12 protein-coding genes and 1 riboswitch are annotated in these 23,901 nt (G+C 52.9%); all 12 genes read right to left on the reverse strand.

Annotated features, from left to right (window positions below):
* Positions 1–66: 66 nt before the first annotated feature.
* Entirely contained in the window at positions 67–1,758 is a 1,692-nt protein-coding gene (locus CHH67_RS12190) for a DUF262 domain-containing protein (protein ID WP_095265462.1), read from the reverse strand.
* A 441-nt stretch (positions 1,759–2,199) separates the two neighbouring features.
* On the reverse strand, positions 2,200–3,336 hold the full coding sequence (locus tag CHH67_RS12195; RefSeq protein WP_007131027.1) for a Ger(x)C family spore germination protein: 1,137 nt from the start codon (positions 3,334–3,336) through the stop codon (positions 2,200–2,202).
* The gene (locus tag CHH67_RS12200; RefSeq protein WP_244152739.1) at positions 3,333–4,865 is read right to left on the reverse strand and encodes a spore germination protein; all 1,533 of its coding nucleotides are present in this window, start codon (positions 4,863–4,865) and stop codon (positions 3,333–3,335) included. Before CHH67_RS12200 ends, CHH67_RS12195 begins: the two co-directional genes overlap by 4 nt.
* Positions 4,862–6,007 (reverse strand): endospore germination permease, encoded by a 1,146-nt coding sequence (locus CHH67_RS12205; protein WP_007131025.1) that lies wholly within the window; start codon positions 6,005–6,007, stop codon positions 4,862–4,864. The genes CHH67_RS12200 and CHH67_RS12205 overlap by 4 nt, the downstream gene beginning before the upstream one ends.
* A 286-nt stretch (positions 6,008–6,293) precedes the next feature.
* On the reverse strand, positions 6,294–7,679 hold the full coding sequence (gene rlmD, locus CHH67_RS12210) for a 23S rRNA (uracil(1939)-C(5))-methyltransferase RlmD (protein WP_179292114.1): 1,386 nt from the start codon (positions 7,677–7,679) through the stop codon (positions 6,294–6,296).
* A 693-nt stretch (positions 7,680–8,372) separates the two neighbouring features.
* Entirely contained in the window at positions 8,373–10,856 is a 2,484-nt protein-coding gene (locus CHH67_RS12215) for a glycoside hydrolase family 38 N-terminal domain-containing protein (protein ID WP_179292110.1), read from the reverse strand.
* Between the two features lie 16 nt (positions 10,857–10,872).
* Positions 10,873–11,781, reverse strand: a complete 909-nt coding sequence (locus CHH67_RS12220; RefSeq protein ID WP_095265464.1) for an AraC family transcriptional regulator — start codon at positions 11,779–11,781, stop codon at positions 10,873–10,875.
* A complete protein-coding gene (locus tag CHH67_RS12225; protein ID WP_095265465.1) occupies positions 11,778–12,752 on the reverse strand; it encodes an ROK family protein in 975 nt (324 codons plus the stop codon). Before CHH67_RS12225 ends, CHH67_RS12220 begins: the two co-directional genes overlap by 4 nt.
* Positions 12,753–12,787: 35 nt before the next feature.
* On the reverse strand, positions 12,788–14,539 hold the full coding sequence (locus CHH67_RS12230) for a class I mannose-6-phosphate isomerase (RefSeq protein ID WP_095265466.1): 1,752 nt from the start codon (positions 14,537–14,539) through the stop codon (positions 12,788–12,790).
* 281 nt (positions 14,540–14,820) lie between these two features.
* The gene (locus tag CHH67_RS12235; RefSeq protein ID WP_095265467.1) at positions 14,821–16,962 is read right to left on the reverse strand and encodes a 5'-nucleotidase C-terminal domain-containing protein; all 2,142 of its coding nucleotides are present in this window, start codon (positions 16,960–16,962) and stop codon (positions 14,821–14,823) included.
* Positions 16,963–17,195: 233 nt separating this feature from the next.
* Positions 17,196–22,310, reverse strand: a complete 5,115-nt coding sequence (locus CHH67_RS12240; RefSeq protein WP_244908174.1) for a choice-of-anchor I family protein — start codon at positions 22,308–22,310, stop codon at positions 17,196–17,198.
* Between the two features lie 219 nt (positions 22,311–22,529).
* Positions 22,530–23,510: a DMT family transporter gene (locus CHH67_RS12245; RefSeq protein WP_095265468.1), complete on the reverse strand. Its 981-nt coding sequence runs from the start codon at positions 23,508–23,510 to the stop codon at positions 22,530–22,532.
* A 137-nt stretch (positions 23,511–23,647) separates the two neighbouring features.
* Positions 23,648–23,832, reverse strand: a riboswitch (FMN riboswitch).
* Between the last annotated feature and the right edge of the window lie 69 nt (positions 23,833–23,901).

Consider the following 23,901-nt stretch of genomic DNA (forward strand, 5'->3'; position numbering starts at 1 on the left):
CTTCACATGAGCTTGAGCCTTGCCAGTTTATTAAACAGAAAGTGGCAATAGTATGAATCGGAAGTATCACTCTAACAACTCACGTATCTTTTCTGTAAGCACTGCTTTTCTTGCTTCATAAAATATTTCAAAGTCTTCTATCTCAAGTGAAATACTCTGCGGAATCATTGCCTGATTACAAAATTCCGCCCTTTGCATATCGTTCATATCATTGTAATAATCAACAAGTCGCATATTATTTTTGCTACCGTTACTTCTACCTTCAAGTAAATGTAGATTAGGTAGTCGATTACGATTTCCACGCCACCTTTTCCATTCTTCCATAGAAACAGACACAGGCTTGTTACCATCAAATCTATCATACGGATGCAGATGATCTTGCTCATACTTAAAGTTCCTGTTCATCCAGTCAAGAGACAGATAATATAGTGCCTCTCCAGCAACTCTACTTCCTTTTTCTGCATTGAGTATATCTTCAATTTTGCCGTCCGTTACTCTGAGCTCATTTATCTGGTTGAGCATATCCACAGTGATTTCATAATCATAGCTGTTGATGTTACTCTTCATCTGTTGAAGTTTGCTAGTTGTTCCAGATTGGAAATACGTGAACAGAACCGCTCTAACCAAATATGCACGAATGCCATCAAGGCTTTTATTATATTCCGGGTTATAATAAATAAAGTAGATTATAGGTAACAGTACGTTCCAACTGCTTGAAAAACGGCTGACCTCGATTTTCATGCCTTTCAGCACGGTTTCCATATCCTTTAGTGCCTTTCTGAAAGCACTCCAGTTATTCTTCAGTTCCTCTGCTATCTGCTTGTTAATATTTGACTTTACAACATCACCGTATAGCATAAGTGCAGAACGGATGATAAAATCCGAACCGAATCCAGCATAAGAGTCCACAAGTAGTTTTCCGAACTCCGTCTTTGCACTTGGCCAATATGCCTCAAGGATGGACATCGTAATTTCCGATTTGCGGAGAGCCTTACCACCGCTGTTAAATCTTACGAACATCTCAAGGGCATCATCCTGTTTCATGTCCTGGATTTCTGTAAAACGAATCAGCTTTTCTACAAAGATTTTATTATACAGCTTATTCAGAATATCCCTTGCATACTGTTTACTGTCTGCCGGAACATTGGCAATGGCTTCATCGATAGCTTGGTCTCTGGTTGATCCATCCTGGAACTTCTCGTCTAGAATACTCTTAATTTCAAACTGTGTCGGACTCAGCTTGCCTACCTTTTCACTGAACTTGATGTCATACTTTTTACTATTATATTCCTCTTCATCAACAGTCAGCTTATTCTTATTCAGTTCAATCAATAGCTTTGTAACCAATCCACCACCATTTTGCTTCCTTGCATTTTTTTGCCGAATATAGGCACCTCCTAACAAGGAAAGAAACAGAGAAGTCAATCTCTGCTGCCCGTCCAGTACCGCGGTATCGGTAATCTTCACATCAATGCTGGTTAACTCATAATTTACGCTATCTGCCTGTTTTCTGCTATCAAACGTTACCTCAGACAGGAAGTTACAGAAGTATGTATCCCAGGTCACATTGTCATCGTTCACGTGCCAAAACAGGAATGTGGCAATTGGGTAATCAAGCAGAATGGAGTCCCACAACTTTTCAATTTGCTCCATGCTCCAAACATACTGTCTTTGAAATGCAGGCATAACAAACTTGCCGTTTTTAATGTTTTGCAATGCCTCATATATAGTTATACTGCTATCTATTAATCTACTCATTCTAGCACCTCTCAATCTTTAATCATTATAAACCAGTTAATGACTCGGTACGGTAGATCACATTTCCTTTATTTCCACTTCAATTTTATCGAATCACTAAATCATAGTTCGACAAATCCCCTCAATTCCCTTCCATTTCCTGAACACCTTTCATTTTGTCTCTATAATATCTGTGCATAATAAAAGCCCAAGCGGTGACCCCACTTAGGCTCTATCAGTTTTAATGAAAGGTAAATGCGGCTCCTAATCATTACTTCCATACGAGCGACACACAGCACTCAACATGTGTTGAATAAGCAGTGTCAACTATCATAAGTAAAGTTTCCTGATACCGGGCAAGGAGGTAATAACTCGAATGAAACGGGTACCGGTCGCCCAATACCCCATATAAGGCAGTACTAGGAAGCTGGCACCACCCGCAAAAGTAAATCACAACCAAATTCAAGGGGAAAGTTTATACCTGCCAGGGTACACGATTTGTACGTTAACGTTGATCGTTTGTAAGGAATCTTTGTTTAATACAGTCCCAGATACAATCCGTTTCCACGCATACGGATTCCTGCGAAAAAGAGATTCCCCTAGATTATAAATATCTATTCTCTTTTCAACCGCGGTTTGAAAGGTCTGCCTAATTTGATGCTCAATTTCTTTTTGGGCCAGTTGCGTGAGTTCCTGCTCCGTAACGTCTGCATGTAGCTCATTTACTCCAGCCTCCACTTTAACGGAAACATCGAAATATACTTTGTTATATGTAACCCTTGGTTTAACGTCATATTTGGGTTTTTCCGCGACGAGAACTGCAACAAGCTTGTTATCGGAAAACAAGTTGACGGGCAGTCGGATTGTGTGTTTATTCAGCCATGGCAATCCTTTTATTTCTTCGAGGTTCATGCGTGCGTAATATTTGTCCTTATCGTATATTTGTATGCCTGAATATCTAAGCAGATCATGCGGTTTTTGATTTTCCTTCCACTGATCCTTTCGGACAGATAATTCTGGTATGTAGCTTGTCCTCGCCTTTTCGTTTGAATCCATTACAAATCTTTGCAGGCGGATCGGAGCGAGGATAGAACGCTGCCGATAATTCTGTTCGGGGTTATGTAGAATCGACGCTTTCGGCGATAATCTGAAAAATGGAGTCGCAATTAAGACCTCGTCAAGGGGATCGCGCGTACTGAACACCCAAGCTAAGTACCTTATCTCACGATATCGGTCGATCAGTTCCAACACTTCACCCACTTTTCGTTCCTTCAATAATCTTTCGCTAAACAAGATTGCTGAGATTTGTCCCCAGTTTAACCTTTGTTCCGAAGTGCTGTATAAATCATTCGCCGCTTCTGTAAATGAGATACCTTTTCCTATGCCGATCCAGATCGGAGGCTGTTCCGATTTCTGTTGTCCTTCCAATTTTGCCACTGTGGAGAAATCGAGCAACTGTGCATAAATAATGTATTGGCCATCCGCATAATCAATTCCAACGGCAGTTACATAGTTCATGTTTTGTACTTCGTATTTGCTCCAACATCCGGTGAGAAAGAAGGGAAGCAGAAGAACTGCGGTAAATTTATATGCGTTCATTTCTGCTTATCCCCTTGGCTTGTAGAATCTTGAGTATTTAGCATGTCTGGCCGAGTTTTCCGCCATCTCCATGGTAATCGGAACAAGGCATTGGCGAAGTCTTCATATAGAGGCGAAACCGGAGCCAGGTAAGGCAATCCGAATGAACGCAAAGAGGCTAAATGAGTTATCACGATAAACAAAGCAAGTAAATAGCCATAGAACCCCAAGATGGCAGACAAAGCGAACAGGAAGAAGCGCAAAATGCTTATTGTCCCACTCATTGACTGGTTGGATAAAGTCGAACCGAACACTTGCGTAATAGCTCCTATGACAACAATGCTAGGGGATAAAAATCCTGCGCGTATGGCTGCATCCCCTAAAATAAGCCCTCCCACTACCGTAACTGTAGATCCTATCGCTGAAGGCAACCGAATACCGGCTTCCCGCAATATTTCCAAAAAGATGAGCGCGAGAAACATTTCCCCTGTCACGCCAAGAGGAATGCCTAATCGGTTGATGCCAATTGTTGCAAGAAGGTAATAGGGCAACTGATCCTGATGAAACGAAAGAATGGCAACCCAAAAACCGGGCAGCATGAGTGATACGGTCAATCCGAGCAAACGAAGCGCTTGCCCAAACGTAGACGATAATGCAGTAAAGTGGATGTCTTCCGGCGTTTTCAAGAGCAGGAACAAATTTGCCGGTGCGATCAACGCGGCAGGCGTACCATCCACAATCAGCGCTACACGTCCATTCATCATGCAGTTAACGGTAAAGTCGGGTCTTCCCGTATAGCCCATCAAAGGAAACAAAGCTTTGGTCGGTTCCATTAACTCTTCCAGTTGAGTGGCGCTGATTGCTCCGTCAATGTGAACACGATCCAATTTCATCTTGATATCTTGGACGATTTTCGGATCAACAATGTCTTGCATATAGAGAATTGCAATAGTTGTTTTTGTCCGGACACCTACTGTTTTCGTTTCGTATACCATGCTTGTTGACTTGATTCGTTTCCGAATTAACGCAACATTGACACCGAGTTCCTCAACAAAACCGTCTTTCGGCCCGCGAATAGAGACTTCGATATTGGATTCTTCGGGCTGGCGTGCCGGTTTTTTCGATATGTCGAGGGAGAACAATGAAGTTAGTGTCGGAATAAACAAAAGCAGTTTTCCCTCAAAAATGTCCGTTTCGGATTTTTGCCCCCACTCCTCGAAGGAAATGCTCTCAAGCTGTAATTGACACGACTCCAGAACTTCCTTGTTCTTTTGAAAACCGTGATTTTCGTAAAACCGAGTCAAGTGAGGAAGCACCACATCCTGAATGAGTTGTTGGTTGTCACATAACCCATCGCAATACAGTAAAACGATCCTTGATTGATCGTCGCCAGTTTTTAATTTGTAAACATGATCCTTTACATCACTACACATCTGGAAACGTTGAAGAAGTGTTTGTTCATTAAGCGGTTGTGTATCAGGCGCCCCTTGTTGTGTCGACGATTTTATGTCCTTTGCCCATTTATTACTGAAAAGCTTTATCAATTTCAATTGCTCCTTTTACTCCGTGTTGAGATTAAAATTCGCACGAAATATACGAACATGACCACAATGGTAAAGACACAAAACAAAGGAAAGTAATATCGGCTGAGCAGGTCTTGAAAAATCATATCGCTGATTGGCAACAATGTAACAACCAGCATGAATAAAGCGCCCAGAAACATAGGCAACCACTTATACTTTTGCAATTCCCACAATTCGCTTAAGAGTAACAGGGAAAGGGAAACTCGAATGTACATACCGGATAACCACTGGTAAATCGAGAAAAAATCAATATGCTCCACATACTCGCCCAGTCGAACCATTCTCCATTGTTCGAAAGGGGGGTATCGTTGGTGTGCCGCTTCATCAGGGCCATACATGGCGATCGAGCCCATCAAAGGGCCGAGCGTTAGCCCGGATAATATGATGCAAATAAGCATTAAACTTTTGAAACCTGGTTTTTTCGTTAACTTGTGCTGAAACAAAATCAGCAACGACAACTCCAACAATCCCCCAGCTGCGTAGGGTATGCCTTTCCAAAGCGGAGATAACCCATTTTCGAGAAGAGGAAATAGCATGGTGTAGTCTTTAAACTGAAAGTTTGCAACCATGACAAGGTCACCCAGAATAACAACAAAAGGCAACAATATCCCGCTTAAAATTGCAATGGTGCGAAGCCCTTTAAATGCCGCGAAGAAGCATCCGAAAAGCGTCGTTCCTGCGAGAACAAGCATTGGAGATTGAGGCATATAAGTTGCAATTGTCCATGTTATAGTGTCCTTAAGGGAAATGACTCCCATAAGCCATACAAGTACACTGTATAGAACAATCAAGGTTACCGAGAGAACCATTCCGAATTGTTGCTTTAACCAATCCCTAACGTGCATTCCGTTCATGTTTTTTAGGATATGGCTCAGAATGCCAATCCAAATTGGCGAAGCGATTAATACAAGAAGTACTACAAGCCAGGCATCTCGCCCTGATGAACCGAGCAGTAACGGTATGATGATGACGTGGTTCAGCAAACCGACAGAAAGTATTATGATCATGTATGACTGTAAAACTGAAATTTTCGGCATCAAACTCACCTTACCCTGTGAAGCACTAAATGGAAGCAGTACCATTACTTTTCCCATCTTCTTCATTTTCATCCCAAAATCACTCATTTTAGAAATTCGGTAACTGTTCTTGGAGGGGATCCCTAATCAACCAATGCCTTCATAAAGCTGCTTCGATAATTGCTATGCACGAGATCGAGACAGAGCTTTTTAATAAGAAGTTCGGTCTTTTTTGGGAAGAACATGAAGAACCTACTATCAGGGTGAAGAAAATCTTGTTCATTAGCTGTTGCCTCCACATTGTCTCCCGCATAAGAAAAGGCCTAAGCGTTCACATCGCTTAGGCCCTAATATAGAAGGTAAATGCGGCTCCTAATTACTACTTTCTTACTAGCGACACACAGCACTCAACATGACTCGTCTGCGGAAACATATCCACCGGTTGTACCCACTCGACATCATATCCGCCGTCCAGCAGCACCTTGCAGTCCTTGGCCAGGGTGGACGGATTGCAGGAGACGTAGACGAAGCGCTTCGGGCGAGTGCGCAGCACCGTCTCCAGGAAGCGCGGGTCAAGGCCCGTGCGGGGCGGATCGGCGATGATCACGTCCGGCTTCATGCCGTCCTTCACCCAGCGCGGCAGCAGCTCCTCGGCTTGGCCGACATGGAAGCTGGCATTGTCGCGGCCATTGCGGGCCGCGTTCTGCTTGGCATCCTCGACAGCTTCCGGAATGCTCTCGATGCCGCGCACCTCCTTGGCATATGGCGCAAGCCACAAGCCGATCGTTCCTGTTCCGCAGTAGGCGTCGATCACCGTCTCATTGCCGGTCAGAGCAGCGGCTGCCCTCACGGACTCATACAGCTTGACGGTCTGCTGCGGGTTAAGCTGGAAGAAGGCGCGCGGCGACAAGGAGAACTGCAGATCGCTCAGCGATTCCTCCATCGTCTCGGCTCCCCATAGCGTCATGGTCCGGTCTCCGAATATAAGCGAGGTTTTCTTCGGATTGATGTTCAGTGCAATGCCGCTCACCTCAGGCATCGACAACCGCAGCAGCCGGATGAAATCGTCCTGTCTCGGCAGCTTGCTTCCCGCAGTGACCAGCGTCACCTGAAGCTCGCCGGATTGGAAACCGTGACGCACAACAATGGTACGCACACCGTCTTTCGTTCCGTTCTCTTTATATAGAGGGATTCGCAGCTCCTCCAAGACAGACTTCACCTTTTCTACCGCTTCGTTCACCTTCGGATGCTGGATCGGGCAGCCGCTAATATCGACGATGCTGTGGCTGTCGGCTTCATACAGGCCGGCGATGACTTCTTGATCACGCCGCTTCAGCTGCAGCTGGGCTTTATTGCGGTAGTTCCACGGATGCTCCATGCCCAGCATAGGCTTGAAGCGAAAATCCTCGCGGCCCGTATACCTGCTGAACGCCTCGCGAATGATATCCGTTTTGGCCTGAAGCTGTCCTTCATAGGAGATGTGCTGAATCTGGCAGCCTCCACATACGCCAAACACCGGACAAGGTGGCTCGATCCGGTAAGGCGAGCGCTTCTCCACCTCAAGCAGGGCAGCCTTAATGAACTTGGGCTGGACCTCCTTCACTTCGGCCTTCACGACTTCATCCGTGATCGCGCCGTCAATGAACACGGCTTTGCGGCGGAAATACCCGACGCCTTCTCCGTTGATTCCGAGACGTTTGATCGTAACGACAATGACGTCGCCTGCGCGAAGCTCATCGGCATGCTCCCGTCCAGCCGGGCGCACACGCGCTTTATACCCGCGGGAAGCAGCAGTAGAAGCGATGTTCCGTCCTTGACGGGAGTCTGCGGCAGACCCGGCCTGTCTTCCTTGACGCTTACCGACTCCAGATGAAGCCTGCCGCCCTTGAGGCGAGCCAGCTCCGGTTCCGGCATGCCGCCCTTGGCGCGCGTTAGCAGATGATGCGCCAGCAGCTGCGGCGCCAAGGCCCTGCGAGCGCCTGCTAGCTGCGCCGGCTCTCCCCGGGGACGTAGCCGGCCCTTTATCAGAAGTTCCAGCTTTCCGCGGTTGCCGGTTGTCCGCTGGTTTCCCCTTTTTCGAATAAGAGGTTCCTTTCCCACCCGACTCGCTGCCTTGCCGGCCGCTGCGGTGAGAAGATTTCGTATATTCTTTCGCTCCGCTGCGGGAGCGTTGCTCTTGATCCATCGTTATCACAATCTCCATCCTTCAAGATTATCGAGTCCACTATACCATGTCCAGCCCCTGCAATGCCATGTCCGGCCGAATTTGTGGCCAGCGCAGGCAGCGCAGCATCTTGCCCGGGTAACAGACCAGGGGGTTGGAAGGATGGAGCGTGGTCATGAAGCGCGTCGGCAGGTGTCCCATTTCCCTAAAGTGTATCCCAATCTTCCGCATATAAAAGGCCCGCCGCAGCACTTAGCCACAGGCGGGACCTTCATCCAATATAGGTTGTGCGCTTTATGTCTCAGCTCTGAACGCCAACAATCCGGTGTTCACATTGCGACACCATGCCAGGGCACGCGACGGATCGCCCGCGTCCTCTCCCCAGGTCAGCTTATAGCGGAACTCATAGAAACCGCCCACCGTTGCCTTGAAGTTGGTTTCCCAGAAGTTGTTGAGCACCCAGGCGTAGAGCACAGGAGTTCTCTTCTGCAAGCCATCGTGCCCCATAACCAGTCTCGCTTCGTGTTGAAGCGGACCGCACTGGATGAGCGGCGTATCCGGGGTGGCAATGGCAAGCCCTGCCTCAGCATCCGGCGCAACCAAAGCCAATCCCTCCTGAATGCAATAGAAATCCGACAACGTGCCGGGCAGCTGATCGATCCATGGACGAATCGGTGTGCCGCTTTTATCAAGCCAGACGCTATTCTCGGCCGAACTCGACGGCGCGCGGAACGGTAGTGCAATATAGACATTCTCCGGCTCCCATATACTGTCCTTATGCATGCGAATCGCAACTTCCACTCGTGGACGGGTATGGTGCACCGTCAACAGCACGGAGTAATGGGACATGCCTTCTATGCCATAGATCAGCTCCACCGTAGAAGATAAGGCTCCTTCAGCAATCCGTTTCGTTTCCTGCAGTTTGCCAGTATGGCGCTGAACATTCAGGCCTTTGCGGTTGCGGCCCATGACCGTCCGTGTTGCCCGCATCCGTTCCGGATTGTCAACCGGCGTCACTTCATAGATCGGTGTGAACGCCCGATGCGGATGAGAAGGATCTATCAGGTCCAGTCCGCGGACGCGGTCATGCCACTTGACGATACCTTCACCTTCGGCCCATTCGATCCGCACATAAGGTGAGGAGATGGAATGAGCGTCGATGCTGAACGCAGGGTCAAAAGTCTGGCTGCTTGCAGCCAGCGGCGGAATATCATGAACGCCATCCAGTCCCCGCAGCCGAGTATTGCTCACCCTCCCTGCGGGTGCCGGGGCTGCGCCATCATTCAGCTTAATCTCGTACATCTGCTCCGAATGCGCCGGAACAATGGCCGATATGCATACCATATACCCTCGGCTGGTAGAGACCGTTTCGTAAGGCATGATCTTGCCGGTAGCCGATTCGACAACAGTAAAGCCTTTCTTCAGCAGCTTCGACACTTCCCACTGATCCACCGGGAGCTGCACGATATCTGCAACCTCCACAGCTGCGGGATTGATCACCTTGTACGTCAGCGCGCGATTCGGGGCCATCAGCTTCTCCCCGCGCGCAACCGTGATCTGGTCAAGCGCCCGGTATATCCGCTGATGCGCTTCCGAGGCAAACTGCTCCTTCCGAGCCCCGAGCGACTGGACATAAGGGTTCCAGGGCTCGCCGACCGAAGTGTGATAACCCCAGGTATGTTCGGCGTACATCGCCAGATTGTATTCCATCTCAGTCAGCTCCGCCGTCTGAACCTGCTTCCCTTGCGGATCAAGCGCTTTCACAACGCGCAGCGTTCGCTGGGCATCCCGGAATAACTGGGTGTGCATGGCCGTTGATGCCACGCCGTCCGACCACCAGTCCGGCCAATCGCCGCGATACACGGGGATCTCCGTCCCCAATTGCGTTTCTGTTTCGCGCACCGTACGAAAGAATTCATGCAGCGTGGTCATTTCCAGCTCAATCTGGTGTCCATGCCGGCGGTTCCAGCGCTCCACAAAGTCGGTAACCTCCGCATTTGGCGGGGCATTGTCCCATATGAGGCCTGATACCATGATCGGAACGAACGGATAAGGATACCCTTCCTCCTCCAGACAGGCGACATAGGCCTGAATCCGCTGTTCGGCCACTTCCCACGCGCGTTCGTCCGCGCCGTACACATTCAACCCGTCCTCCCGCATCGAATAAGACAAGAGCGCATTCGGCGACAGGCCAAGATCATTGCCGAGATGATAATGATCCCCGTTCCAGACGAGCAGCCGCTCGCCCTTGGCGGTTTCCCACCAGAACGGCATTTGCTTGCGGCCAAGCGGGAACATGCCATGGTGGGTGTGAATGCAGGTAAACAGGTTGTCGATTCCCGCATTCAGCAGACTTTGGGCATACCCCCAGCTAAAGCCGTTGATGTCAGCATGCATGGCGCTGTCGACCTTCACCCCGATGGACTTCCCGTAATCGGTTGCCCGCCGCAATAGCCGCTCCATAATATCGGTGTCGATCAACTCCGTCATGTGCAGATAGGACCCTGACAGCTCGATCCGGCCGGATGCGACCGCCGCTTCGAACCTCGCCACCCAGTCCGCACCCGCCTGTTCGAGGAACCGTTCCACAGCCCAGAACGTCTCGCATGTCCAGCGAAATCCCTGACGATCCCCAGTGCCAGCCGCCTCCGCTTCGCATAGCTCAATCGCCTGCTTGATGAAGTCCACATGGTACGCTTCAATCTTCTCCTGCCTGTCGGTATAACCGATGTCCGTATGCGAATGATGAATGACGTACATTTTAAAAGGTCGTTTCATACAATCAACTCCCATCTTATAATGGAGAACGCAGTTGCTTGCGGTAGGCCGCTGGCGGCAGCCCGCGTTTGGCTGCGAACACCTTCGTAAAATAATGCACAGACCCGAAGCCGACCTGCTCCGCGATGGCATGGGTCGTTAAATCCGTGTTTTTCAGCAAGTAATGCGCCTTCTTCAACCGTTCGCTTGTGACATAATCACCGAAGGACATGCCCGAATGGCTGCGAAAAATACGCGTCAGCTGCCTCCCTGAAATATGCAAATATTCGGCAACCTCCTCCAGACGCAGCGGGCGCGACAGATTGTCCCGGATATACAGGCTCGCCTGGCGGAACAGATGCCGGCCGCCGTCATGCTCGGCGGCACCTCCCTCATCCGGGAGATCCGCAGCGAACAGGGCCGGCAGCGAGAGCAGCAGGCTCTTCGCCAGATCCGGCGCGATCAGCCGCAGCAGCGAAGGCGACTGCTCGGCCTGCAGCCAGAGCGCTTGCCAACACAGCGCGGCCGGCGTATTCCAGGCCGACTCGGCCAGGAACGTCTCGGTGCTGGCGAGACGGCGGAACAAGGCGGTCATCTCAGGCGACGACTGCGTCTCATCCAGCTCGAAGCCTACCCACAGCAGCGCCATATCTGGCTCGCTTACGATCTGATGCCAACGGTGGGGCCGGGACAGGAAGAGTGTACCTGCCCGCAGCGGATATTCAGCCTCGTCCTCACGATACACGCCGCTGCCGTCCACGACGAAGCAAGCCTCGAAGAAGGAATGATGATGCCGCATGTTGGTATTGTGCGACAGCGAGGAGCCCCAATAGTGAATATAGAAAGCCGCATTGTCCGCTTGGATCGTGCTGACCGCCGTATTCAGCAAACGATTGCTTTCCCGGCAAGTGAGCGCGGTCAGCGCATCGCGAAATCCGTTCATCATGCTCCCCCCTTCTCCCCTGAACTGCGGTATTGTCCGAATACATAATCCTTGATTCCCCGGAACGTACTGAGCAGCGTATCGGGGCTTTTCGTTATAACCGCGTTGATGGCGCCTCTCTCCAGCTCACATGCCAGCGCCGGTACAAAGAGCGGGGATGCATTTGCGATTTGTCCTCCCAGCACGTATGCTTCCGGATTAAACGCCCGCGTATACCGCACGAGAACCGCCCCGAGCGTGTGCCCGAAGTGCTCGAACAGCGCGCAGGCGCTGCGCTCCCCCGACTCGGCAAGCGCAGCCAGCTCCTTGACGTCCAGCGTGTCAACGTCGAAGCCGAGGCTGCGGGCGCAATGCAGCATACCGCGCCTCGAGATACAATCATCCACGATGCCGTCTGCCCACGACGCGTTGTACAGCCAGCCGTTTGCCGGTACGCCATCCCCCTCCCGGATCACGGCTCCGTCCAGAATGAACCCGGTCCCGAAGCCAGTGCCAAGGGTCATGCAGACTGCCCTCTTATAGGAGGCGGCTGCTCCGTACACCGCCTCCCCCCGGGCAAACAGATACGCATCATTTTCCATAAAAATTCGCCCAGAGCGAAACCCCATACGCACAAGCTTCGGATCATGGTCAGCCCGGTCGGCTAGCTCATCCCGTACGTTCACGCCATACAGCGCATCGAACTTGCCCAGACCTTGCAAATAACTGATGCCCGATTCATAATCGAACGGTCCCGGGAAGGCCAGCCCGATGCCCTGCACCCGTATCCCGTCCTCTCCGGCCACAGCTTTGGCCCGTACGGCCAGCTCCTTCACGGCGGCATGCAGCTGATCGAGCACCGCATCTCGCGCTCCTTGCGCGTTCGTATTCCTATACAGAAGGGTCTCTTTAGCGACCTCGCCGTTTCCCCATACCGCGGCTCCCTTAATGAAGGTGCCTCCCACGTCAAGCGCCAGCACACAATCCCGCATCATCCTTCGCTCTCCTTCGTTCTTTCATGAATGGGCCGTTATGAACGCACAGAGGCCCTTATCGTTGCCAGTGTCTTCCCCCGCGACGGTTCGCCTGGACGGATCGTATAGACCCCCACGGCCGCAGGAATGATGAACGTCTCGGCATACCGGACGGTGAAGGGTTCGAATGCGCCAGAAGGGCTTTCCACAATGGCCTCGTCGCCTTCCACGAGGTTAAGCATGTGGACGCTTCCCTCTGTGTGGTGCTCTACCGGGACAGAGAACCAGTGCCGCCGCGTCTCGATGAATTGCGACTCATGCAGTCCGGTGCGCTCCTCCACCCAGCCATCCCCTTCGGCCACCCGTTCAATCCGGTTCACCAGCTGTTCGTCCACCCAGTTTGCCGTTCGATCCCGCGCTATATTACACTTCCCGTGCTCCAGATGCACCGGACGCGGCTTGCCATCGAGGCCAAGGCGGCCCCAATCCCACAGCTTAAATGTAAAAATATACGGCGTAGCGCTGATCTCCAGCACCATCGCATTGCGGCCCGAGCAGTGGATGGTCCCCGCCGGTATGAGGAAGTGATCATGCTTCTTCGCAGGCATGATATGGATATAGTCTTCCGCCGCAAACGCCGCGCCCCCGCGCTGCGCCTCCTCCAGCTCCGCCATCATCCGGTCAGCATCCACCCCTTCGCGCAGACCGAGGTAGATCTTCGCGTCCGGCATAGCGTCCAGCATATAATAGCTTTCATCCTGCGTGTACGACAGGCCAAACGTTCGCTGCATATACTCTGCGGTCGGATGCACCTGCAGGCTGAGATTCTGCCCGCCCATCGTATCCAGAAAGTCGAAGCGGATCGGAAACTCCGCACCGAACCTGGCATAGACCCGCTCGCCGAGCAGCGCTTGCGGCTGAAAGAATACCAGATTGACCGCCGGAGACTCCAGGCGAATTCCGCCGTATTGAAAATACAAGCTGTTCTCCTCCGGCACGCCGTCGAATGCCCAAGCGTAGGGGTGTTCCCGTTCCGGCAGCCCCAGCTTCTCTTGCATCCAGTACCCTCCCCAGACGCCGGGGTCAAAATAGGGCACCAGACGAAACGGCCGCTGCGCCGTATACGACAGGCCGAACATGAACGCATTCCAGGTCACGGCTCGCGGATCATTCTTCCGGTTGGTATCCAAATAGTAATCAATCCGGGCCTCTTCCGCCAGCCTGCGCTTCAAGCGATCCGCCGTCCGCCATTCGATGAAGTAGCCGCGCTTGTATTTGCGCAGCACATCCTCATCCTTATTGTCCTCCCGCCAGTTGCCCATCTCCTTGCTGCGGTAACGAAGCTGAATCTCCCAGCGTGCAAGATCGGCATAGACCAGCACATCCCCCTCGGCCATCAGCGACGCGCCGAATCCAAGGACAAGGACGATGCCTGCCGCGATATCAGCAATGCGCTCACGCAGCCGGCGGACAAGGGACGGATCGTAGAAATCCTCGATCTGAAATGGCGCCATACGTCCGAAGACGCGATCCTCGGTTAGATAGGGAGCCATGCGCTGCTCCAGCTCTTGCGTGGATAAGGCAGCTTCCTCCGCCTCAAACACCGCCTGCAGCGGAAGAGAAGCACCCAGACCTCGCATCACTTCTTCTGTCCGCACACCGGGATAGCATTCGATCACAATCACAGCCTTCGTTCTTCCTGCCACGCGCCGGGCCAGCTCTTGGCCAATCTGCTCATAGCCGTGCCAGGCCTCCTGCTCGCAGTCCGGTATGACAACGACCGGTTCCTTGTTGTATTTTACAGACACCTCGCTCCCCCTTCGCGGTTTATTCCCCCTTATCGTACACGGAATCGAAGGATTCGTCTTTGTGTTTTCATGCCTTGTTTATTGCAATATTCGGACATGGAGGCGCATGATCCCCGAAGATACAACACAAAAATCCCGTCCATACGGACGGGAAACGAAGCCCACATTATCCACAACTAACTTTCTCGGCCTATCAGCTTCAACAGAAACGAGCTCATATAAAAACATCCTGCATCTGACACAGATGCAGGATGAATTCATGAATCGCTGAGCGTTTCGGTTTATTGAATTGCAGAGACCAGCATCAACACCACGTCTCTGCGGGTTACAGCGCCATCGCCTGCCGGTGCGGCAGCTGCTTCATCGCCCGCCGCCGCAGCGATAATCGCCGCAGCTTCAGCCGCTGTCAACGTTTGCTTCGGACCGAAAGTAGCTCCATCCAGCGTCTCCAGCAAGCCAGCTTCCTTCAAGGACGCTACAGCAGGCAGCGCCCAGGCCGGAATGCTGCTCTCATCCGCATAGCCTGCGGATGCTGCCGATCCGGCGATGTCGAACGCACGGCTGACCAGCACCGCAAATTCAGCACGGGTGACAGCTTGGTCCGGACGGAATGTGCCATCCTGATAACCGTTGACCAAGCCTGCGTCGGCAGCGGCCTGGATAGCGTCAGCATCCTTGTCATTCACAAGGTCTTTAAAGACGCTTTCTCCCGCTGCGCCATCCGTTGCGCCGCCAGCTTCCCCAGGAAGCGCAGCTCCCTTCAGGTCAATACTGCGTCCTTCCACAGCCGCATCCACAACATCAAGCTGCTCCAGATACTCGCGGAAGATTTCATAGTCTACAATATTCAGCTCATAGAAACGGTCAGCGTCCTTCGCTTGCTTCATCGCTCTGTAGAAGTCCCCGCCATCGGCCATGTAGGAGTTGGTAGCCACAATATAATATGCGTTAGGCTCCATATCTGTATAAGTGCCGTCCGCGTTCTGGATTTGAACTTTCACGATGCGCTCGCCTTGCTGCGTTACGCTGCCGCTAACGGCGTCAATCTGTTCGCCCTGCTTCGTGGAATCATAGTAGAAGCGCATGCCGGATACTTGCGGGAAGCGTCCTTCCCCGTTTTCCACACCGCTAATACCGTTCTCCAAGGCAGCGGCGATCTCTGCACCTGTCATTTTCAGCGCCGACAAATTATTCGCAAACGGCATTGTCGTCAACAGATGCCCCAGCGTAATATCCCCGGCTGGAATCGAAGCGCGGATACCTCCAGCGTTCTGAATGGTCACGTACCCTTTGACATCGTCTTCCTGCACGAGGCTCATCACTTTGGCGCGCATGCCGTCCGCGATCAGATTGCCGAGATTCGTTTCCTGTGTACGGACATTGCTGCGCTCTCCGTCCAGCTCAACCTCGGAGCTGGCCACCACGGTTTTCTTCAATTCTTCCAGGGCCGCTGCATATTCCTGAACCTTTGCTTCAGCAGCAGCATCGCCTTGGATGAGGAAATTGCCTTCATCGTCCTTGGCATCAAGATTGATCAGCTTATAGTCCCAATCCGTCAAAACACCATTCTCGTCAAACGTCACATCCAGTTGTCCCAAATTGACGTTGTATTCACCTGTCTGTACGATCAGAGTCGGTTCAGCATCCGCATGAAACACTTCCGCTTGATCAAGCTTCGTATGGGAGTGGCCGCCAACGATAACGTCCAGGCCTTTCACCGCTTCGGCAAGCTTGCGGTCTTCAGCATATCCGAGGTGAGTCACTGCGATGATTTTGTTAACCCCGGCTGCTTCAAGCGCATTCACCTGTTTCTGAGCCGCTTCCACTTCATATTCGAATTTGATATGGTCTCCCGGGGAGGCCAGTACAGCTGTTTCCGGTGTTGTCAGACCGATGATCCCTACCTTCTCGCCTTTCACTTCCTTGATCAGGGCAGGGTAGATTTCACCGGCATTGCCTGGAGTACCGATCTCTTCATTAGCGAATCCGTTCAAGGCAGGCTCGGCGCTAAAATCAACGTTCGAGCTGACGAACGGGAACTTCGCTTCCTTCACGAATTCAGCCAGCACCTCCGGCCCGCGGTCAAATTCATGATTGCCGAAAGTCATGGCATCGTATTTCATCAAGTTCATAAAGTAAAGATCAGCAAGTCCATTATATTGATTGAAGTACAAGGTTCCGGAAAATACATCCCCGGCATCGAGCAGCAGCGTGCTGTCATTCCTTGCTTCGTTCACCGCAGTAACCCGGCGGGCTACATTGTCCAAATGAGCATGGGTGTCGTTAGTATGTAAGATACGAAGTTCAAAACCTTGGGCTTCTCCTTCTGCTGCAAAAACACTTCCTGTACCCGCCGGCAGCAGGCCAACGACCAATAGCGCAGCAATCAGAAGTTTGCCCAGTGGACGCTTGAATACATTCATGAATATAAATCCTCCCTATCAATTTATGTGGCTACCTATTAACTATAAATTTAATAGCTTTGCATGTAAATCCTCGTGTCACATCTAATCTTCTAAATTTTAGGATGCCAATGACGAAATAAATGGGGACCGGGGCAGGGATATCCACCCTGTCCCGGTCCGTTCAGCGATCAACTCGGTTCACTGAAATCTCCCGCTCCTATCGCAGGTTTCTCTTGATTCTCTCTTGTTCTCTATTCCAGAAAGTCTAGCAGTTTCAGCGTCCGATGGAGGACCAGCACGCCCTGTGCTCGCGTCACCTTGTCGAAGGATCCAAATTCGCTTCGCTGGTCGCCCTGTAGGATGCCAAGCCCTGCAAGGTAGCCGACGTCCGAGGCAGCCCACATCGGTATGAGTCCCTGATCACGGAAACGGCTCAGTGCACCGTTTGTATCCATGCCGGTGTCAGCCGCCGCTTCCTCCATGACACGAATCGCCCGGGCGGCCATAACCGCCATCTCCGCTCTCGTTAGACCCGAGTTCGGAGCGAATGCGCCTCCTGCGCCGCCTTGTACGATGCCGTATTGTACGGCCGCCGCAATTTCACCGGCGAAGCGGTCACTGCTGCGCACATCGGTGAATCCTGCGCTGCTCTTGGAAGGGGCAAGCCCCAATCCGTGGATCAGAAGCGCTGTAAACTCGGCTCTTGTCATTTCCCTTCCCGGGACAAAAGTCTCGTCGCTCATGCCGCTGACAAGCAGCCTTGATGCCAGAAGCTCGATCTCCTTTTGTGCCCAGTGACCGTTCGTGTCGGCGAAGGATTGCGTGTGCCGCAGCAGAACATACACACCCGAAGCCGCTGCGTGTCTGATCTCCACCGCCGGCTTCCCGCTGACCGTCACCCTTGACGAAGGCACAAACCGGAAGCTGTCGGTCTCCGGATCGTACAGCGCTGCGATGATGCCGCTTCCGCTCACACCGGAAGGAAGCGGAATGATCCGGCTGGCAACCGCCTTGCCGAAGCTGTCAAGCGGCTGCTCCTTCCCTTCTTCTCCAATCGCAACGCTGAATTGAAATACACCGTCTGTCAGTACCGATGCGCCGATGAACGCCGCCTTGTCCGCCACAGCAGCCGCTGTGACAGACCCTGCCGGTCCTACAGACACCTTCAGGTGAAGTCCTTCGCTTCCGCCAGACTGTGAATCAAGAGGAAGCGTGGCCAGCGGGATGCGGTAGGAGGCCAGCCCGGTCTCTACAACAAGCGCCGTCTCTTCCGCCAGCTCCAGAGCTTCGGCCAGCCGGGCTACCGGGATGTAAATATCGGCCGCGCGATTCAATTCAGCGGCGCTCACGATCAGCTCCTTCTGCTGGCGGCTTGCCACACTTTCCACCGCACGCCTCAGAGCTTCATCCTGTATCCGCACCTGATCTGTTGATGTGCCCGAAGCATCCGTCTGCGCCGTCACGAGCAGATCCTCGCCGCTTAGCACATTCGCTTCGCCAGATGGCTCATTCCCTGCCGATGGAGGGGCCGGCTGCGAGGATGGAGGCGTTGCGCTTCCGCCGCCGGAACCTCCCGATCCGCCTGTACCGCCGGAGCCGCCCGTACCAGGGCCAGGGGACGGACCGCCGTTATCGGCCGGCTTCTTCTGCTCCACAATCCGCCCTTCCACCGTCGGTGACACGGTGCCGCCAAGTCGGCTGACATGCTCCATGAAGATTTCGTAATCCGGATAGCCCAAATCTTCGTTATATTTCCCTTCGGCAATCGCTGCGGCGAAGGAGGCGTAGCCGTCTCCGCCGTTGGCAACGAAGCTGTTCGTGGCCAGACGGTAAACTTCCGTCAGGACTAGAGGTACATAAGCGTTGCCTTTTTGAATCTGGATATCGTAGACCTTATCGCCAGCCGGGGCATTCGGGTCCCACTTGAATTTCATGCCGGCAATTTGCGGGAATTTCCCCGGCAGATCCGCCAGCTTGGCGCCGCTGACCCCGTTCTCCAGCCCGTCCTTAAGCTGTTGCCCTGTGACGTCCAGCACGAACAGTGTGTTGCCAAACGGCATAACCGTGCGCAGCTCGCCCATCGTAATCTCGCCTTCATCGATGGAGGCGCGAATCCCCCCGCCGTTCATAATGGCAATATCGGCGTTTTTGATTTCCTTCGCTTTGGCCAGCATGCCGTCTGCAATCAGATTGCCGAGGTTCGTCTCCCTGGCGCGCACATGCTCCCGCTGCCCGTCAAGCGGAACCGCTGCAATGCCGATCACCTGCTTCATCAGCTCTTCGAGTTCAGCTTTATACGGCTCCAGCATTCTTGTGGCTTCCGGGTCCTCCGGAACGGTCTCGTCAACCACCAGCAACTCCCCGCTGAGCTGGCCTTCTTCCGTTAACACAACGCCTTCCTCGTTGAAGCGCAAATCCACCCGTCCGAGGAATTTGCCCCATTCGTTCGCCTGCACAATGACCGTAGGTGTCTGATGCTCCTCATCAATCACCACCTCCGGCTTCGATAACGTCGTGTGCGTATGTCCGCCAACGATAAGGTCGATGCCTTCCACCTTCTCGGCAATTTCCTTGTCTCTGGCATAGCCGATATGCGTCAGCCCGATGATGATGTTAATACCTTCAGCCTCCATCGCCGCCACAGTCTCCCGCGCAGCTTCCACCGCATCGCGGAAGTCAACGTCTTTGCCTGGACTGGAGGTTTCCTTCGTATCTTCAGTCGTCAGACCGAATACGCCCACCTTCTTGCCGTCCACCAGCAGCGTAACATATGGATACACGCCCGCGAGATCGGCTGTTTTCGGCTTCGAAACGTCGATTGCCGCCGGCGCCTTGATCAGATTGGAAATGTCCTTGTCCTTGCTCAGATCTACATTGGAGCTGACCATCGGGAATTTCGCCTGGCGGACAAAATCAGCCAGCACCTTGGTCCCCTGGTCAAATTCATGGTTACCGAAGGTCATTGCATCATAGCCCATATAGTTCATGAACATCAGGTCGGCCAGACCTAACCATTTCGTAAAATACAGATCGCCCGAGAACACATCCCCGGCATCCAGCAGCAGGCTGTTTCCGGCTTCGCTGCGCACCGCGTTGACAAGCGTGGCGCGTCTTGCCACATCTCCCAGATGCGCGTGCGTGTCATTCGTATGCATAACCGTCAGCTTCCAGCCCTCCTCGGAGGCGCCGTCTGCTACCTTGACTGCCACTTCTGCCGAGCCGTAGCCGTCGTCGCTCAGCACCGTAATGACAGCTTCCCCTTTCGATACCGGGGTAACAACACCGCTCGCATCTACTGTCGCCACACTTGCATCCGAGGATCTCCACTGCAGTCCCGGCACAGCGCCGCCAGCAGCCTCAACCTCAGCCACAAGCTGCACCGGCTGCCCGCCCGGGGAAAGCTCCAAGGATGTTCTGTCTACGGTGATTTTCGTCACCTTGAGCTCAAGAACCGCCACCGTGCCGCTTACTTCATTCGCAACGAGCAGCAGCGGCCGCCCTGTCGGGCTGTCCGAAGCCGGAATAAAATCCAGTCCCTCTGGCGCCGAATCGGATCCAAGTCCGGCTTCAAAGTCGCGCGTATTCGTATAATTCAGGAAGACCGGGCTGTACGGATCCGTCACATCATACGTCATGACGCCGCCAATGCGCTCCAGGCCGATGAAGGCCAGCACTTTCTGACCGACCTTGCCTACCTCAACATATTCCGGCTCCGGCCCCTTCTTCGTGCTTCGGTTGTCCATCTCAGGCTTGTCATTGCTGGCGTTGAAATAACGCGGAAGACGCTCGGCCGTTATTCGCTCAAAATCACTGCCGCTGTCATACACCTGAGACATATCCGCGGCATTCCAGATCGAGAACGAACGCGCCCCGTACAGATACAAGCCGTCATGACCCATATCGCTCGCGACTTCAACCTTGTCGTAAGTGCTGCCTTTATCGGCCAGGAACTGCGCTGCCGACGAGGAAGGCGACAAAGCGGCTTTCATCTCGCCGATGTCGCTCTCATTGGAGCGATCATCCCATCCGGTGGCATCCCCTTCGTTCGCGGACAGAATATACTGCTGACCGCCCACGCTGTACGAAGCGATGCCATCTGGCATATAGATGCCGTAGAATGGCGCATTTTCCAGCTTGATAGCTCCATCTCTCAGCAGATCCAGCTCATTGCCCGGCTGGCTGAAATCCTTATAACCAAGCCCGCGCACCGCCGTAATCGACTTTCCGGCGATATCGACGATCGCAATGGCATTGTTCTCCTGAAGAGATACATAAGCCGTCCCTTCATCCTCGGACAAGGCAATGAACTCCGGCTCCAGATCGAATCTGGCATCGGCTTTCGTGCCTTTGCTTCGGATCATTCCGTCTGCTTCCACCGGTCCGCGGATATGCACATCGTTGTCAATTATCGACGGATCGTCGAATTTGAGCAGATGGATCTCATCTGTCATCGTATCAATGATCGTTACGCTTCCCTCCGGATCGGGAGCATCCTCTATCCGAGGCTCCCCTTCATCCGCGGTCAGAATATAACGTCCGTCGGACGTATACTTAACCATATCCGGCTGAATGCCTGTCTCATACGAAGTGATCAGATTGCCCTCGTAATCGAGGACAAGCACCTTTCCGGCCTTGGTATGATCCTGCTCCTGCACAGCAACCGCCACCTGCTTCGTTGCCGTGCTGACATCGACGCTGGTCAAATCGCCAAAGACGAACCCGCCTGTGTTCACCAGCTCTTCTACATTCACCTGCTTGTCCTTCTTCGGAGTGCCGTCGGCCAGCAACGACACAATTTCCAGGCTTGCAGGCTGTGTCGATCCGTTCACCAGATAAAATTTATGATTATCTTTGTTGTATTTAATAATTTCGGCAACGCCGCCGTCCTTGTTCGATGTGCCCACCGCATAGTGACCTATTTTCTCAATTGTAATCTGGTCTGCTGCGATCGGATCACGCTTGCCAAGCACGCGCAGCTCATAATCCGACTGAGCCGTGTTCACGTCACGGTCCTGGACGGTCACCCGAATCAGGTACGTCCCTTCTTGCCCTGCAGCTGGCACGCCGGTGATGCTGCCCGAGTCCGGCGCGATCGACAAGCCGGATGGCAGTCCGTCTGCCGTGAACGTATACGGAGCTTGTCCGCCATATACGTCCAGTGTTACGGCATAAGCCTCTTCTTCGTAAGCTTCCGGCAGATCGCGATCGGCAAGCCCGAAATCGGCCGCCAACGCGCCGTGCTGAAGCGACTGTATGCTGCCTTCCTGCTGGGCAGTCTGGCTATTCTCCGCTGCCAATACAGCGCCCGGCGATAACAGCGAGGCTAACGTGATTTCAAAAGCCATCCATAATGAGACCACTTTCATGATCCTGTGCTTCAAAATTAGCTCCCCCTGTTCCAACTTGGAATCCATCATTCTCAAGTGTAAGGAGCGATTGTTAACAGAGCCTCAAAATTTTCGGCGAATTATGTAAAAAAAAGCCCCCCATGCAAAAAGCCGAGCCCCCGGGTTGGAACCCGGATTGGCTCGGCAGTCATGACAGGCGCGCACGAGATCCGTCTCGCGGCCCGCCCATCTTCATATTCAATTCGCAACGGAAGGCTTGGATTGCAGGGAAATGGCAAACAGCACGCCCCAGATCAGCAGGAACCCAAGCATCTGGGCGCCTGTGACAACCTCACCGAACACCATCCAGTTGATGAGCACGCCCGCCATCGGAAAGCTCAGTTCCGCCAGGGTAGCCACAGAAGCCTTGGTTGTCGTCAAGCCTTTATAGTACACGAGCAGACTGAGCAGCCCCGGCAGCAGCGCCTGCCCCAGCAAATTGAGCGCCACAGCCCCGAAGGCGACGGTGTTCACCGCCGGCAGATTCCATGCGGCTCCCTCGCTCGCCGTAATGACAAGCAGCAGCGGCAGCGCCAGCACAAAGCGCAGTGAAGTCACCGTCTCGTACTTCAGCTTGCCAACCATCAGCCGTCCCATCACGGTAGATCCGCCCCACAGCGCGGCCGCTGCCAGAGAGAGCAGGCTGCCGACCTGCACGAATTCATTCCAGTGCCCGATCGGCACCGCAAAGCCGAAAGTAAGCATGTAGGTCCCCGTCAGCGCAATCAGCAGCATCCAGGCAAAGTGGCGAGGAAGCTTCTCCTTCAGCAGCAGCGCTGCAAGAATGATGGCAAACAGCGGCTGCAGCTTCTGCAGCAAGAGCACTGCGTTCAGATTGCCGCTGGTCAGTCCCATGGTGAACAGCACGGTGGCCAGCGCCGAGCCACCCCATGAGATGAACAGCAGCGCCCCGACATGGCGCCAGCCAAGCAGCTTGAATTCCTTGCGATTTTTCCAAATGATCGGTATCGCTATAAAAGAAATGATGACATGCTCCAACAGAACGATCTGGGCCGAGGTCAGATTATTCAGCAGAATGACCCGAAATAACGGATCGGCGCCCCATAGCGCGGCTCCGAGCACAACCAGCCAGAATCCTCCCCGAAATTGACTTTTGACTTGCTCACCGCTTCCCGAATTATACGATTGTACAGGCACGGTTGTACTTGCGTTCTCCATCTTGCTGTCTCCTTGTCCTGAATACGGAGGTCTTACTAGCAGAAAACCCCCGTCATCGGCACATGGCCGACAATCGGGGGTTGATCAAATAAGCCTGCATGATGGCGACAGAAAGCCGCTTCGCATGCAAACCGTAACTTGATCTTCTCCCATCCGGACTTTAACCGTCGGCTTTGGATTTTCACCAAATCAGTCGCTAATCTCCCTGCACAAAAGTGCACAACCATAGCGAGTCGCGGGCTTAGGCTTCTTATGACAGAAACAACTGGCATACGAAACCATCACCGCCGGTCAGGAATTTCACCATACCCCGAAGATCCATATTCATGTTTTATTTTTATAAGCTTCAATTCACTTATAATTCCTATAAGCTTACTTACCTACATGCATT

The organism is Paenibacillus campinasensis, from assembly GCF_002272015.1.
GTDB lineage: Bacteria > Bacillota > Bacilli > Paenibacillales > Paenibacillaceae > Paenibacillus_AQ > Paenibacillus_AQ campinasensis.

Excerpts from the sequence above, each read along its gene's own strand:
- CHH67_RS12190 (WP_095265462.1), bottom strand. The coding sequence starts at position 1,758 with ATGAGTAGATTAATAGATAGCAGTATAACTATATATGAGGCATTGCAA.
- CHH67_RS12195 (WP_007131027.1), bottom strand. The coding sequence starts at position 3,336 with ATGAACGCATATAAATTTACCGCAGTTCTTCTGCTTCCCTTCTTTCTC.
- CHH67_RS12205 (WP_007131025.1), bottom strand. The coding sequence starts at position 6,007 with ATGAAAATGAAGAAGATGGGAAAAGTAATGGTACTGCTTCCATTTAGT.
- CHH67_RS12215 (WP_179292110.1), bottom strand. The coding sequence starts at position 10,856 with ATGAAACGACCTTTTAAAATGTACGTCATTCATCATTCGCATACGGAC.
- CHH67_RS12220 (WP_095265464.1), bottom strand. The coding sequence starts at position 11,781 with ATGATGAACGGATTTCGCGATGCGCTGACCGCGCTCACTTGCCGGGAA.
- CHH67_RS12225 (WP_095265465.1), bottom strand. The coding sequence starts at position 12,752 with ATGATGCGGGATTGTGTGCTGGCGCTTGACGTGGGAGGCACCTTCATT.
- CHH67_RS12235 (WP_095265467.1), bottom strand. The coding sequence starts at position 16,962 with ATGAATGTATTCAAGCGTCCACTGGGCAAACTTCTGATTGCTGCGCTA.
- CHH67_RS12240 (WP_244908174.1), bottom strand. The coding sequence starts at position 22,310 with ATGAAAGTGGTCTCATTATGGATGGCTTTTGAAATCACGTTAGCCTCG.
- CHH67_RS12245 (WP_095265468.1), bottom strand. The coding sequence starts at position 23,510 with ATGGAGAACGCAAGTACAACCGTGCCTGTACAATCGTATAATTCGGGA.